At 53.0% G+C, this 15,177-nt stretch carries 13 protein-coding genes; 4 read left to right on the top strand and 9 right to left on the bottom strand.

The genetic code is table 11. From position 1 onward, the window contains the following. Nucleotides 1–234: 234 nt before the first annotated feature. The 3 genes from JW953_22015 (at nt 235) to JW953_22005 (ending at nt 3,100) form a co-directional block, all read left to right on the top strand. A complete protein-coding gene (locus tag JW953_22015) occupies nt 235–900 on the top strand; it encodes a hypothetical protein (GenBank protein ID MBN1995380.1) in 666 nt (221 codons plus the stop codon). Nucleotides 901–1,104: 204 nt separating this feature from the next. Continuing rightward, nucleotides 1,105–2,046, top strand: coding sequence for an NAD-dependent epimerase/dehydratase family protein (locus JW953_22010; GenBank protein MBN1995379.1), 942 nt, complete (start codon nt 1,105–1,107; stop codon nt 2,044–2,046). A 202-nt stretch (nt 2,047–2,248) separates the two neighbouring features. After that, a complete protein-coding gene (locus JW953_22005; GenBank protein MBN1995378.1) occupies nt 2,249–3,100 on the top strand; it encodes a hypothetical protein in 852 nt (283 codons plus the stop codon). A gap of 116 nt (nt 3,101–3,216) precedes the next feature. Here the strand turns inward: JW953_22005 and JW953_22000 are convergent, their stop codons facing one another. The 5 genes from JW953_22000 to JW953_21980 form a co-directional block, all read right to left on the bottom strand. Continuing rightward, nucleotides 3,217–3,453: a family 1 glycosylhydrolase gene (locus JW953_22000; GenBank protein MBN1995377.1), complete on the bottom strand. Its 237-nt coding sequence runs from the start codon at nt 3,451–3,453 to the stop codon at nt 3,217–3,219. Further along, nucleotides 3,341–3,688 carry a hypothetical protein gene (locus JW953_21995; GenBank protein ID MBN1995376.1) on the bottom strand — a complete coding sequence of 116 codons (348 nt, stop codon included), beginning with the start codon at nt 3,686–3,688 and terminating at the stop codon, nt 3,341–3,343. Before JW953_21995 ends, JW953_22000 begins: the two co-directional genes overlap by 113 nt. 5 nt (nt 3,689–3,693) lie before the next feature. Further along, nucleotides 3,694–4,320 (bottom strand): TetR/AcrR family transcriptional regulator, encoded by a 627-nt coding sequence (locus JW953_21990; protein ID MBN1995375.1) that lies wholly within the window; start codon nt 4,318–4,320, stop codon nt 3,694–3,696. A 277-nt stretch (nt 4,321–4,597) separates the two neighbouring features. After that, a complete protein-coding gene (locus JW953_21985) occupies nt 4,598–5,626 on the bottom strand; it encodes a zinc-dependent alcohol dehydrogenase family protein (protein MBN1995374.1) in 1,029 nt (342 codons plus the stop codon). Next, nucleotides 5,568–6,974: a glycerate kinase gene (locus tag JW953_21980; GenBank protein ID MBN1995373.1), complete on the bottom strand. Its 1,407-nt coding sequence runs from the start codon at nt 6,972–6,974 to the stop codon at nt 5,568–5,570. Before JW953_21980 ends, JW953_21985 begins: the two co-directional genes overlap by 59 nt. A gap of 348 nt (nt 6,975–7,322) precedes the next feature. On the opposite strand from JW953_21980, the gene JW953_21975 reads away from it, so the two are divergent. Next, nucleotides 7,323–7,868 carry a GNAT family N-acetyltransferase gene (locus JW953_21975; GenBank protein MBN1995372.1) on the top strand — a complete coding sequence of 182 codons (546 nt, stop codon included), beginning with the start codon at nt 7,323–7,325 and terminating at the stop codon, nt 7,866–7,868. Here JW953_21975 and JW953_21970 read toward each other — a convergent pair. The 4 genes from JW953_21970 to JW953_21955 form a co-directional block, all read right to left on the bottom strand. Beyond that, nucleotides 7,857–8,561 carry a M50 family metallopeptidase gene (locus JW953_21970; protein MBN1995371.1) on the bottom strand — a complete coding sequence of 235 codons (705 nt, stop codon included), beginning with the start codon at nt 8,559–8,561 and terminating at the stop codon, nt 7,857–7,859. The two genes, JW953_21975 and JW953_21970, sit on opposite strands and share 12 nt — an antisense overlap. Nucleotides 8,562–9,099: 538 nt before the next feature. Next, nucleotides 9,100–10,071 (bottom strand): hypothetical protein, encoded by a 972-nt coding sequence (locus JW953_21965; GenBank protein ID MBN1995370.1) that lies wholly within the window; start codon nt 10,069–10,071, stop codon nt 9,100–9,102. Between the two features lie 40 nt (nt 10,072–10,111). After that, nucleotides 10,112–12,907, bottom strand: coding sequence for a VWA domain-containing protein (locus JW953_21960; protein MBN1995369.1), 2,796 nt, complete (start codon nt 12,905–12,907; stop codon nt 10,112–10,114). 86 nt (nt 12,908–12,993) lie between these two features. After that, a complete protein-coding gene (locus JW953_21955) occupies nt 12,994–15,054 on the bottom strand; it encodes an SUMF1/EgtB/PvdO family nonheme iron enzyme (GenBank protein ID MBN1995368.1) in 2,061 nt (686 codons plus the stop codon). Between the last annotated feature and the right edge of the window lie 123 nt (nt 15,055–15,177).

The raw sequence follows: 15,177 nt of genomic DNA, 5'->3' as shown, positions 1-15,177 counted from the left end.
TTTTGTGTGTTCATAGCCAAATTCTCTACCCAAGGGCGGTTCTGCGCAACTCGCAGCCCGCCCATTTTTTATTCTAAATTCAAGATGGCAGAAACTGCATGATAAAGGCGCCATTGGCATTCTTATTAATCTGGCGATTTTGGTCGCCGTGCTTATCTTTCAATGGCCCAACTTTGAATCTTAGTTTTCCCAAAATAGAGGAACTTGGCGATGTACACTAAAGGAGACAGATTTATGGAAAACAAAACCACTTTCAGCGCGGCAAAAAGCACAGCTTTGATATTTGGTATTTTGGCAGGGCTGGGCGGTCTCACCCACGGCGTGGGCGAGGTTCTGCAAGGCAATGTAAAGCCGGATAGTATCTTTGTAAATTCATGGACACAGGGGCCGATTGCCACCAACATGGGCGGCGAGCCGGGCGTGACCATTGTTCCCAATCTCTTGGTCACGGGGATTCTCACCATCTTGATTTCCGTGGCCATTGTGGCCTGGGCGATATTGGGGCGCAACAAGCGCTATGGGCGCACGCTGCTGCTGCTTTCGATTGCTTTGCTGTTGGTGGGGGGTGGGGTCGGCCCGCCGCTGATTGGCATGCTGGCCGGGGTGGCGGGGGTCGGCATTGGAGCGCCGGCAACTTGGTGGCGCCAACATCTCCCCGTAAATGCCCGGCGTTTCCTGGCCGCGTTATGGCCGTGGGTGTTTGGTGTGGCGGTTATCAACGGCGTGTTTTTGACGATCGGCTCCGTCATTCTGGTGTATTTTTTTGATCTGAACAACCCGGATTTGTTCCTCAACAGCTTTTACTTTTCTATCTTATCTCTGCTATTGACGATTTTTACCGGGCGGGCGTATGATATTCAGATGAGTGAGCCTGACATGACGGCCCAGGAAGCTGTCTAATACAAATTATGCGGCTCGTCAAAATCGGATATGTTCTATCGAAAGGATTCGTTACCCGACTCTCAACCTCCCGCAGGTTAGGCAGTAATTTTGGGTCATTTTACACGCTGGTCACGAGATTTGGCCCATAATCAAGACGATTTTTGAACCTGCGGGAGGGTAGCCATCTCAAATGTCGGGTAGTGAATCGAAAGGAGAGACTCAATGAGCATTAATTCTGAGCTACACGTCGTATTCGGCGCCGGCCCGCTGGGGTTGGCGGTGATGCGTGAATTGGTTGCATGTGGCAAACCAGTTCGAATGGTCAACCGTCGAGGGCAGGCAAAGGTACCCGCCGGAGTCGCAGTTGTACAGGCTGACGCCAGTGACCCCGCCAGTGCTCGTCAAGCCTGCAAAGAAGCCAGTGTAGTGTACAATTGTATCGGCGTGGACTATACCAAATGGGTGGAACTTTGGCCCGCCATTATGGATGGGATTATTGCAGGCGCAGCATCTGCCAATGCGAAACTGGTCTTTGGCGACAACCTATATATGTATGGCCCGGTATCAGGGCCGATGACCGAAGACCTGCCCTACGTCGCCACTACGCGCAAAGGCCGCGTCCGTGCTCAGATAGCAACCACTCTGATGGAAGCTCATACTAGCGGCAAAGTGAGAGCCACGATCGGGCGCGGTTCCGACTTCTACGGGCCGGGTGCGCTGGTCACTGCCGTCGGAGAGCGGGTGTTCCCCCAGGCGCTGTCAGGAAAAGCTGCCAGTGTGTTTGGCAATCTGGATATGCCGCATACCTACACTTACATTGAGGACTTTGGCAGAGGACTAGTGACGCTTGGAGAACACGACGAAGCATTGGGTGAAGTCTGGCACATTCCCAACGCCGAGACACTGACTACGCGCCAATTCCTTGAACTGGTATTCGAGGAAGCAGGGACACCATTCAAGGTCAGCGTGATGCCGAAGGTGATGGTCTCTATCCTGGCTTTGTTTGTACCAGTATTACGTGAAATGAAAGAAATGCTGTACGAGTTTGAGGAGGCGTTCATTGTGGACCACGGCAAGTTCGAGAGGGCGTTTGTCGCCAACCCGACTCCCCACCGCCAGGCTATCCGCCAAACCCTGGACTGGTTCCACCAGAAAACCGGATGACTTTTGGGTTTCACTTTCGTTTAATCCAACCTACGCGCTCCTTAAAAAACTCTGGTAACTATTCACCTTCTTGGCATGTCATTGCGAGGGCGCAGTCCGAAGCAATCTCCAATGCCAGGATGGAGACTGCTTCGCCTCTGGCTCGCAGTGACATGGGAGACAAGGTGAATAATTACAAACTCTGGAAGTCTGAGGAGTAACAATGTCAAATATAATGGAATCTTTTTTAATCCTTATATTTATTATTGGCCTTCAAATAATAGTATATGCTGTTTTTCTGCGCCCCATAATCTTAACTTGGGGCGCATCTAAAAATGAAGTAAAAATGCCGTTAGTGGGAGATAGTTTAGCCCCATATATAAGCGCCACTCGGGCGATAACTATAAATGCGCCAATTTCTGAAGTTTGGAAATGGCTGGTTCAACTGGGGGCGGACCGGGGAGGATTTTTCAGTTACTCTTTTATCGAAAAGGCATTAGGATATGAGTTCCGCAAGGGAGATGTAGAACCAGAATTTCAAGAAATGAAAGTGGGGCGTATTGTGCCAGCATCGCTCGATGAATCCAAGAGCCTAATAAAATATAATTTTCCGGTAGTAGCGGTTGAACCTGGACAATCGTTTGTTTTAAAAGATTGGGGGGCTTTTGTTTTGAAGAAGATCAATTCAAAGCAAACTCGTTTGATCGTACGCACCCATGGGCAGGAATTGCCAAATCTGAAGAGTATAATTGGTGATTTTATTGGAAGGCCATTGCATTATATCATGGAAAGAAGAATGCTGATGGGGTTTAAGGCCCAGGCCGAAGCGGGTGCTGGGGTTCGCTTATCTTCAACTTCAGATAATTTATGGCTTTTGGGCGTTTTTTTGTCTGGCATTGGCATAATCATAATGATCTTTATAGGCAGAAATATCCAAGCCACTTTGCTTGCAGCCGTCTATGGCGTTATTTGGCTTTGGCCTCTTTTGATTTTCGAGCCGCGACCTAAATACAGTTTGATTCTATTGCTGCTCGTCGTTGTGACTATTGGAGGGTTACTACAGATGTTCAGATAATGTTTTAGGGTGGGAGGAGGGCATTGTGCCCTCTCGCCACCCGACAGAGGCTCAAATTCTTTTTCTGAAAAACTATATAAGGCCGCATACCTATGCCCACCCCCTTGCCGTGATTTTCATCTCTGGGCAGCGATAAGCTCCTTGAACCACAGGCCGCTGTCTTTGATGGTGCGCTGCTGGGTCTTATGATCGACATACACCAAGCCAAAACGCTTGCTGTAACCCTCTGCCCACTCAAAGTTATCGACCAGAGTCCATGCAAAATAACCCTGGCAATTTGCGCCTTCGGCCAGGGCTTGTTTCACCCCGGCCAGAATGCGCTGGGGGGGGGCGGCCCAGGACCAGGGCGACATTGGCGTAGGTTTGCCACAGAACCCCCAAGGTCAATAGTTCAAAAGCATACTCGGCCCCGGAGCGAGGCGTCTCGCGGCCGGTCTGCCGGAGATAGGTTTGAAAGGCTTTCACCAACGCCCCAACCCGGTCCTCCGCCTCAACCAGCACTTCATCCGTGAACACGGCTACATCCTGGTAGTACTGCCCCGAATTTTTTTGTCCGTCTCGCAGCGAGTAGGTGACCACGTTTACCATTGCACTCACTCCTGGTCTTCATAGCGGCCATTCGGTTGCCGCAGCCCTTCCATCACAAAGATCACAATCTGGTCGGGGTCGAACCAAATTTTGCCTACTGAGTCCAATAACGAACAACTGCCCAGGTAAATGCTCATCAGCAGGGCCGCGGTTAGATTCGGGTCTACATGTTTGAAGTCACCCTGGGTTATGCCGTCGCCCACAATGCCCTCAATCAGCAAAGTGAACAGCGGCTGGTAGGCTTGATAGATACGCTGTTTGAATTCGTCGTCGTGGCCATAGACCACGTTAATGGCCAGCCGCGCCTGCACGGAATGTTGTTCAACAAAGGTGAAACCGGCGCTGAAGAAGCGTTGCAAACGTTGAGTGGGGTTTGGGGCAGTTTCAACCTGGGCCATAATGAAATTAGTATGGGTAGCCGCAATTTCGTCAATCAGGGCCAGCATCAGCGCCCGTTTGCTGGAGAAATAATTATAGATGGTGCCTTTGGCAAAACCGGCTGCCGTGGAAATATGGTTAATATTGGCGCTGGCAAAGCCTTTGTCGGCAAATTCCACGGCGGCGGCGGCCAGGAGTTGTTGCCGGGTTTCGGTTAAAACGTCGTCTCTTACGGCGGTGGATAAACGGGGCATGGGGTCTCCTTTGATTATTAATAGTGGGTGGGCAGTCACCCATATTATATTCCACTCTTTCTATTTTGTCAAGAGCTTGAATGTTACCGGCCTGAGAGCCTGTCTGAAAAGCCCAACATGTCATTTCGAGCGTAGCGAGAAATCTCTACGGCGTGAAGTTTTCCGGCGAGATTCCAGGGATTTCTCGGCCTATGGCCTCAAAATGACATGCTTTTCAGACAGCTTCTGAGAGGTCAATTTTGATCGGTAGATCATGCTGAATTTGGCCAAGGGCGGCTCAACCAATTTGTAAAACTTTTGCCCCCCGGATTTTTTGCGTTTTGAGTTCAAGCAGAGCCTGGTTGGCTTCTGCCAACGGGAACTGCTCCACCGTCGGTTTGAGCGGTATCTCGGCGGCCAGTTGCAAACATTCTTGCACGTCACGCCGGGTTACATTGGCCACGCTTTTGATCTCTTTTTCCAGCCACAGGTGAGTGGAATAATCCAGCCGCAACAGGTATTCTTTGTCTCCATCTTCCTTACGAATGGCGTTGATCACCAGCCTGCCTCCCGGGGCCAGGTTCTTTAGGGCTTCTACCACCGGTTTCCACACGGGCGTGGTATCTATGATGGCGTTCAACTTTTCGGGCGCTTTTTCGGCTGTATCACCGGCCCACACCGCGCCCAGTTCCCGGGCAAATTCTCGCTCTTTGGGATTGCGGGCAAACACAAATATTTTGGCCCGCGGATAGCGGTGCCGCGCCATCGGCAAAACCAGGTGCGCCGACGCGCCAAAGCCGGTGAATCCCAAATTCTGTCCATCTTGCAGGCCAGCCAGCCGGAGCGAACGATAACCCACGGCTCCGGCGCATAACAACGGCGCCGCTCCAAGATCAGAAAAGGTTGGGGGGATAGGATAGGCAAAGTCTTCCGGCACGGTTATATACTCGGCATAACCACCGTTGGCATCCCGGCCGGTGGCCTTAAAATTGGGGCATAGATTCTCTTGCCCGGTTTGACAGAACCGGCACCGCCCGCAACTGGAGTAAATCCAGGCAATGCCCACTCTATCGCCGACCTTGTGTTTTTGGGCGGCCCGGCCCATTTCTACCACACGGCCCACCACCTGATGGCCCAAAACAACGGGCAACTGCGGCGGCGGAGTGCGGCCTTCAATTTCGTCCAACTCGGTGTGGCATACGCCGCAGGCCAAAACTTTCACCAAAATTTCCTTTTCGCCGGGAAGGGGATCAGGCAGGTCGGTTAGTTCAAGGGGCGAGTTGTTTTCGGCCAGGTTGCCCAATTCGTTCAAAATCATCGCTTTCATTTGAGTTCTCCTTACGGCCGACTAAAATCAACGTCAAATCATTCACATTCGTCCGGGTCGGCCCGGTCATAATCAAATCGCCCAACGGTTCAAAAAAGTGATAGGCGTCGTTGCGAGCCAGGAAATCTGCGGCGTCCAGGCCCAAGGCGGCGGCGCGGGCCACGGTTGTGCCATCGGCAAAAGCGCCGGCCGCGTCGGTGGGGCCGTCGGTGCCGTCGGTGGCCAGGCAAGCAATAAGGACGTTGTCCCAACCGGTCAGAGCCAGGGCCGCAGCCAGGGCCATTTCTTGATTGCGCCCTCCCTGGCCGTTGCCCCGTAACGTTACCGTTGTTTCTCCTCCCAAAATCAAACAGGCGGGTTTAGCAATTGGCCTGCCTGCCGGATGCATGGTTTCGCCGCGAGCCAAACCTTTGGCCAGGCCCGCCACCACTCGCCCTACCTCCCGCGCTTCACCCTCGCTAAACGTTGTCAGCAATACCAGGTCAAAGCCCAGCTTTTCGGCAGTGTCAGCCGCAGCGCGGGCCGCCAGCCGGTTGCTGCCCACAATAATGTTTTGCACCCGGTCAAAAACGGGAGCGCCGGGTTTGGGGGTGTCGGCCAGTTGGCCGCTAAGTCCGGCGGTAAGATGGCGCCCGATGGCCGCCGGGATGTCGTTCTCTACCCGATAGCGCGTCAACACAGTCCAGGCGTCGGCAAAAGTAGTGGGGTCGGGCACGGTGGGGCCGGAGGCAATCACGTCCAGGGGGTCGCCCACCACGTCGGACAGGATAAGGCTGACCACTGTGGCCGGGGCGGCCCATCGCGCCAACTGCCCGCCCTTGAGCCGCGAGAGGTGCTTGCGCACGGTGTTGATTTGATGGATAGGGGCGCCGCAGGCCAGCAGAATTTGGGTCAGCGCCTGCAAATCGGCCAAAGAAACACCCGCTACCGGCGCGGTCAGCAGCGCCGAACCGCCACCGGAGATAAGACACAGCACCAGGTGACGGGCGGTGGCGCTGTGCAGCAAATCAATGATCTTTTGCGCCCCACGCACACCGGCCTGGTCGGGCAGGGGATGGCCGGCCTCGATAATTTCGATGAGGCCGGTAGCGGTGGGGTCGGCCAGGGTGTGTTTATGTTTGACCAGCACCACGCCGCCGGATAGGTAGTCGCCCAAAACCTCTGCCGCCGCAGCGGCCATTGGCGCCCCGGCTTTGCCCCCGCCCACAACCAATACCCGGTCGAAGTCGGCCAGATGGTAAGTTTGTTCAGGGCCGTGGGGGTCTGAAACGATCAGGTTGTTTTCGGTGAGATGCAGGCACCGGCGAACGGCTTGAGCCGGGTCAACGGCTTGCAGGGCGGCCCGCATTATCTGCCAGGCCAGGTCTCGCTGGGGGACGGATTGTTGAGTGGGCGTGGTCACCGACTGACTCCCTTCAGCAACGATGCCCTAATATACGTTCTTTCCAAGGTAATGTCAAGACCTCCGGCATCGGAGGGTCTGTCCGATATTTTAGGAGGACCGGGCGGTGTAGGGGGTATCCCCCCAAATTTCCCCCTGTGCTTTCCTAAAATTCTGGACACACCCGGCATCGGAGGTCTTGTCAAAGATATAGAGCAAATCTCGGCTTTGGCTTTGACAAACCAGGCTGAAGGCCATACCATACCTTGCCAGCCAAAAACACTGAATTTTTCGTCAGCAAGGAGAACATTACCAATGATTAAAGGCGACAAAATCAACTTACGCGTGATTCAAGAGAAAGATTTGGACATTTTGTTCAATTTTTGGTCGGATATCGAGAACAGGGGGGATTATTTTCCGGTTTTCCTGACGGCTCAACCGGCCTTCAAAAAGGATTTTGCCGAACATGGCTTTTGGAGTGAGAATTTTGGCCGGTTGGTGATTGTCAATAAAAAGGACAAAATATTGGGTAGCATTTGGTATTTCAAATCCGTGCCGTATTTTGACGGGCTTGAAATTGGCTACATCCTTTTTGACCGGGCCAGTCGAAACAAAGGATGCATGACCGAAGCGTTGTCGTTGTTGGTCAAGTTTTTGTTTGAAACCAAAAAGATCAACCGGCTGCAATTGAGCGTGGTGGTGGGCAATCCGGCTTCAAAAAAAGTGGCCCAAAAATGCGGCTTCAAGAGCGAAGGGATTGCCAGGCAAGCAATATTCTTAAAAGGCCGGAATCTTGATATTGAATGGTTTTCGCTGTTGAGAGAAGAGAGGATGGGCCAGGAGGACAATTCACGCGGATAAATGACGCAGCCAGGTAAACCAGAGAGCTACGGCTATCATCAAAAACGTTGTGATGGACCAGGCGGCAGCCCAAAATTTTGCCGACCGGCCGGTGAGTTTGGCCATTTGAGCGGCATCGTGGATACCTGCGGGATCAAAGCGGGCCAGGTGGGTTATTGTCCGCGAGTCACGAATAGCTACCACTATGCCTATGACAGCGAGTAAGTAAAGTAAAAAGACTGACCAGATCAATGCACTATTCCAGGCCACCCAAATGAATCCGGTGCCCAAGGCCAGCCCGATAATTGCCGTTGATAGAGATCGGCCATGACGCAAAACGCTAAAAATCAACAAAATACCTAAAAAACTCACAGCGTAAGGCGCAAGGTACGGCAAGCCACTCACCAAGGTCAATCCTGTGGTGAAAATTGCGGTGGCCATATACCCTGCCGGAATGATATAATGAGGGTCTCCCTTCTCAAAATTTGTTACCCCTTTCTGGCTGCCTTTGCTTCTAAAGTGGACTTCAAAGCCCTTCACTTCACCCCCGGTGAGTATAGCGGCAAAAACATGACCTAACTCATGAATGGTGGTAAAAAGGCGATCAAAGGGAGCGAATAAAGTAAAGGCCAGCACTATCCCGGCCACAATGGCCGCCGCCAGAACGACGACTGCCTCCATATTGAGTGGGGCAAAGACGTTAACCTCCTCCATACCTAATTTCTCCCAAATCAGGCAAAAACGCTCTGTATTATGTTAAGTATAACTCGTTTTATCTAATTTTGCAATCTGGGTTTCAGGACCACTTTAATTTGCCGACCAAACCAAAATGATCAGAGGGGAAAACATTAGCATGATCAGGCGAGATGGGCTTTGTGCCGAGGAGTTCAATGGACTTTGGCCGCCAAGGGAGCTACTTGAGCATAGAAATGGGCCTGACAGACAGTCGTCAACGCTTCCACTGACCACTTGGCTGTCCGTAGAAAATAGCACAAGCCAAAGATAGTCACCTTGGTGAACACTTGGCGTAACAAAGCTGACAGGGTGCGCCGTTCATCACAGTGCAATAAACCCAGGAATACTGTCACAACGTACTTCCATTGGGGCAAACTAAACACATTGCTGAACAGACGCAAATACTGCATCAGTCGTACATCTCGGATATGGCTCGGCTGGGGCATAATTCCCTCCAGATTAGCTTCAGAGTTTTTCAAAGTATGCCCCAAATGAAGCAATATTCCAATTCAAATTGTTAAAAATGCAAAACTACTGACTTATTACATTTTATACACCGAAATATAACATTTGCTTCTTGAGTAATCCCTTGATCCACTTGATAGGCTTTATGACACCACGGACAATAAAACACATCTAAACATTCAGAAGTGTTGGCCTCATCTTCTCCCATCTTGATAATTTTCACTGGAACAGGATCTTGATTGAACGCCTGATCCTCCGCAACTTTGGCGTTTTCTCCCCCATCCGCATATCTTTTCCACACTTTTATTTTAGCGTTTTTGACCACACCCTGCTGGCCGGCATCTACCATAGCCGCACCAACGGATAACGCTGGAGAAGTATCTGTTACAGGATTGCTATTTTGGGATAACAATTCATCATTCTTTGAAACTACAGTAGCCCCCCTGCCAGGCCGATCTTTTGGCTTGATGATCCATCCCACAAAAATAAGCGCGATCCCTGCGGGTATATTACAGTAGAAGCCAAACGCATTTGCGTCTCCTAATAACGACTGAAGTCCACTTAAAATAACCAAGATTCCAATAACAATAGTTATGCCGGCGGCAAAAGTACGCGCATCAGGGTGTTCTGCCACTTCAGTTCCTCCTGTTGACTTAATATGGTTGCCAGGTTTTTCTCCGGGAACACCTGTTTTGGAAAGAGTAAAATATTCTCCGTTTGATGCAAACCAATAAACAACATATCCCAATAAGGCCAACATAGCTATTCCGGCAAAGCCACCTGCTGCAAAACCGGCTAGTATTGCTAAACTTAACACCACAATGACCATAATGCGTGCCCAATTTTTTAAATGCCATAAACCCCAAGCAAGCACAAGTGAGAGGATAACATCGCCCCAATAAAAAGCCAAAAGCACTATTAGCTCACTGATGGCCTCATCTTCGGCACGAAAGGACATTAACACTAACCCTCCCTTTATTGCGGGAGGAATAGCGGAAAGCCCCATCACAATGGCCGCAGCCATTATACAACCGGGAAGTTGTGGAGATGTTTTCATATAGTCCTTAAGAACGCATCAACTCTTCATACAACGCATCAAAAAATGGGTCAAACCAGCCAAAATCGCCCGTAATCACGTTGGCCTGGGTGCGGCGGGCGCGCATGGCGTGGTACACGGGGTCGTCCGAGGCCGGGGCGTCTTGGCCCACGTACCAAACCGAGCCGCCTTCGCGCTCAATGGCCCGGTTGATATCGTAATCGCGCGGGCCGTGGCCAATAATGATCACGTCGCGGCTGAGATAGTGGCGTAAAATTCGTTCACTGTCGTTGCCAAAAACCGTGATCTCGCTGGGGGTAAAAGCAAAGGCGCGAGCTTCAACATCGCCGTGCAATTTGATCACTCTTACTTGAGCCTGCGGATTGGTAGGCAAATCCATTGTTTCGCCGTTGCGCTGCTCGCCGCACACCAATACGTCCACGCCTCTTATTTTATGCTCGGCCAGGGAATCTTCCACAAAGGGGTCAAGATTGGTGGTGAGGATGACATTGAAAAAACCTTTTTTGACCAGCTCGGCCAGGTAGCGGTAGCCCGACGAGAGATCGGCTTCGCCAAAATATTTCTTCAAAATCACGTAGCGTTCCATGGCGCTCAGGCTGTCGAGCGTTTTATAAAACTTTTCCAAATCCGCGGTGCCGGCCACGCCTTGAACCACGTATTGCATTGACTGGCTGCCCAGGCTCACCGCCGGGCCGCTGCCCAACACCAGCACGTAAGGTGCCTCGCCACTTTGCAAACGGGACTGCATCAATTCGGCCAATAATTTTATCTTTTCCGGCACATCCCCGCGACGTCGCTTGCGCCAATATCCGGCCAGCACCGCAATCAGCGCCGCCAGTAACAGTAAAAGCAGCAGCCCCGGCCAGCACCACGACGAGCGGGCGGCGGCCACCAAAAACGGAACCGGCGTAGGCGTAAGGGTGGGCGTGGGTGTGGGCATAGGGGTGGAAGTGGCCGTAGGGGTGGGAGTAGGCGGGACTGGCGTGGGTGTAAAAGTTGGCGTAGGCGTAGGCAGCGGCGTAGCCGTTGGCGGCAGCAAAACAGATAAAGGCAGCGGCGCAGTTTCATGGTCAAATACCCGTCCGCCGGGTAGAATGGCCATCAATTTCACCTGGACTTCATAATTGCCGCTTTCTTCAACCAGTGGGAAATCGCCGGTGTAGGCCACCACGTTCTCGTCGCCCTGGCTGGTGGTTTCGCCACGACTCATTTCGATGCTCTGGACCGGGATGCCATCTTTCAACAGCGTGGCCACCAGTTTGGTGTCTTCAAAAGAGATCGCCCCGGCCAGGTGCACGCCGGCGGCCAGGGGAATAGGCTCGGTGGGCACAAACGAGGCCTGCCGGCCCGGTTCGGTCACTTCAACCCAGGGCGCAGAAATCAGCGTGACCCACTTGTGCTCGTAAAGAGGCGTGCCGTCCGGCAGCAAGGTGTGGAAGGTCAACGAGTATTCACCTTTTTCCGTAAGCGGATCAAGCTCAACCACAAAGGTATCGCCATCTTTTTCCAGGCCAACCTGTTTTCTAAAGTTTTCCCCCTCTATTTCTACCTGAAAATCCTTGACCGGCACGTCAACCACCTGGCCGTTTTCATCCATAATTTTGGCCCGAACGGTAAAGGGCTTATCCACCGGGATAAAGTTGTTGCCCGGCTCAACCAGGCCAATGGATACGTTAGGGAAGAAAACATAACTAAACTCGGCCCGACCCTCGCCCTCCAGGGCTACCTGCCAGGTGCCGGCCCAAGGCTCCGAAATTTTTACGCCCCACACCTCATAATCCACGCCGCCTTGCCAACTAATGCCTTCTTCGCCTTTGTTTAGGGGCACGGTTCCTTTGCTGCCGTCCGGCTGGGGCCGGTAAACTTTGGCCGCCACTTTCGGGTTTTCTTTGCCGGAAATGGTGAAGAAAATTTGAAAATAACTATCGTAAACCTGGTATTCAAGCACCTGGGGCGAGCGCACGCCCAGCGAGGGCGTAGCCGGGGTGCAGAGCAACTCCGAGAAGATGTAGGTGCTGATGCCCTGCATTTCCTGTATTTTCTCTGCCTCTTTGTAGTAGCCGCCGGCCCTGGCCGCGCCCTCCTGCCAAAACTCCCGGTAGAGTTCAATATATTCCGGGCTGGACGACTCCACCAGTTTGTCCACGCCCATGCCAATCATATACAGCGGCGCGCCGTTGGGGCTGGCGCAAACATTGGCCAGGTAAGGATATCCCTGCAACTGCCCCAGCAAGCGGCGCGTTTCCTGCAAGTAGGTTGCAACCGTTTCCTCGCCCTTTTTCTCGCCGGTCTGGCGGTTGGTGGGCTGACCGTCGGAGATGAGGATAAGGGCAGATTTGCGGGTGGGGTCGCTATCCTGGGTCATCATATCCAGGGCCGCTTGGAGGGCCAGGTTGAGGTCGGTATACTCTTTATCATGGTGCGCGTCAATGCCCCGGTGGATGGCCGCGTACCTCTCTTTGAGGGTCGTGGCGGCGGCGGGAGTGTCGAGCGTGGTATAGGGGATCACTTGAGGCTCCGTGCCAAAAGCAACCAGGCCCACCCGGTGCGTGGCCCCGGATTGCTCAGAGGTGAGCACGTCAATAAAATAATTAACCGTGTTGACTCTGACGCCCTCGGTATCGGTTTTATTCCACATTGTCTCCGACTCGTCAACCAGGATAATCACGTCCAGGCCGGGCACGGCCCGTTGCTGCCGGGCGTCGTTTTGGTCCTGGCCATGGGCGGGTAAGGGAAAAAGTACGCTCACCAGAATCAGGATGATAGCGAGAAAGAGCTTGTCAGGCCAGAGTGAGGTTTTCATTATTTTCTCCTCTACAATTTATTGATGATTAAATGGGTGGTTTACAGTAAGGGTAAAGTTGATTTCTTGCATTCTATTTTCAGGGATTACCGGCTGCAACGAAATCCCGTAAAATCGTAAGTGTAATCGGGCCTTACATTGTAACGAAAGGCTGTACGGGCGTAAACCGAGTCAAAGAGCCACGAGCCGCCCCGCAACACTTTGTACGCGCCACTATCCGGCCCCGGCGGATTAGCCGATGGCGACTGGCTGTAGTAAGCGCTGCCGTACCAGTCCGCCACCCATTCCCACACATTGCCGGTAATATCGGCCGCGCCGTAGGCGCTGTCTCCTTGTGGGGAAAAAGCACCCACCGGGGTGGTATTATTCAGCCCTGTCTCTTTGATATTGGCTTTGGTTGAGTCAAACTCGTTGCCCCAGGCATAAGCATAACCAGCCGGGCCGCGAGCGGCCTTTTCCCATTGGGCTTCGGTGGGCAATTGTTTGCCGGCCCAATCACAGTAGGCGTCGGCGTCGTTCCAACTCATCAAAACCGCAGGGTGGTCCATAAGGCCCTCAATATTGCTGTTGGGGCCGCGCGGGTGGCGCCAGTCGGCGCCGCTGACCTCTTCCCATTCATCACCGATGCGCACCCAGCCCCAACCGGCCTGCTCGGCTTCTGTTTGATAAGCGGTGGCATCCACAAAACGGGCAAAACGTTCGTTGGTCACTTCATATCTATCCAGCCAAAAATCATCCAGGTAAACCGGGTGGATAGGCCGCTCATCATCGCCCAAATCATTGCTGCCCATCAAAAAACCTCCGGCGGGCACAAAGACCATTTCTGCGCCGTCGGCCGGCCAGATTTGCGTTTGGACGGTTGGCTGCGGCGGCGCTGTTGGCGTGGCCGGGGGAGTGGGTGTAGGCAAAGGCGCGAGCGCCGTAGCCGTTGGCATTGGGGTTGGCGTCAACTCCGGTGAGGGGAGAAAGGTAGCGGTTGGAGGGGGATCGGTGGTTATGGCCTCAGGCTCTGTGGCCGTTGGGACGGGTAATGTTTCCAAAGGGGTAGCTTCGGCGGCTGAAGGAGTGATCACGCCGGCCAACAGGTCGGCAGACATAGTGGAGGCGGTTTCTTCAATAAGAGGGGCTACCAGGGGCAACAGCGAATCCCGAAAAAGCAAGAGAGCGATCAGCCCAAAGCCTACCAACAGCAAGAATCTCATAACCACCTTTACCCACCGCGACTTTCGCTGGCGGAGGCGACGGGAAGGCGTGCTTGGGGTTGAAACGGGTTCATAATTTAGAGGGGGATCCCTGGGGCTAATGGGCATGCCGCCCGGCTGGAGCAGGTTGAGATTGGCCGCCTTTTGTAGATCGGTCACAAAATCTTCCATCCGCTGGTAGCGGTTGGCCGGGTCTTTAGCCAGAGCCTTGAGAATAACGCGCTCTATTTCATTGGGTAAATCGGAGCGCAATTTGCAGGGCGGGGTCACGGGGTCGCTGATGTGTTTGAGGACCACGGCCATGGGACTGTCCAGGCCAAAGGGGGGCTGCCCGGTAACGGCCTCATACAATACCACCCCCAAGGAATAAATATCGCTGCGTTGGTCAACCGGAAAACTCTGAGCCTGTTCGGGCGACATATATTGTGGCGTGCCCACGCTGGCCCCGCTCATGGTCAATTGCAGCGTGTCCTGCACCATCTTGGCCAGCCCAAAATCGGACAGCAAAGGCCAGTCTTCTTCAACCAGCAAAATATTGGCCGGTTTGACATCCCGGTGAATCATCCCCAGCCGGTGGGCATGCGCCAGGGCATTGCCCATTTGGGAGATCATATTTACCGCATAGCCCAGGTCCTGGGGCCAGCCGAGTCGCTCTTTGAGCGTGCCTCCGCCAACGTACTCCATCACCAGGTAAAACAGGTCCTGCTCGTGCCCGTAATCAAAAATGGTCAGAATGTTACGATGGCGCAACCGGGCGATGGTTCTGGCTTCGCGTTCAAAGCGGGCCACAAAGCCTTCGGCGTGGGCCAGATCGGCCTTTAGCACTTTAATGGCTACGTAACGATCCAGGCTGGGCTGGCGAGCCTTGTAGACGGTCGCCATACCCCCGTGTCCGAGTTGCTCGATAACGTGATACTGACCAATGGAGGTTCCGGTTAAGTCCATTTTTACCCCTTGTTAAGGATCCTTGGCGGTAGATACTACCATAAAATAGCTTATTACATTCTTTAAGATGGGTCAATAGGAAATTGTTCACTTGCCTTGAGGCAAAACTCCATTAGAAATTTC

This window comes from Anaerolineae bacterium, from assembly GCA_016931895.1.
Classification (GTDB): domain Bacteria; phylum Chloroflexota; class Anaerolineae; order 4572-78; family J111; genus JAFGNV01.
Note: the sequence above shows the minus strand (reverse complement) of the source record. Positions and strands in the feature narration are given on the sequence as shown.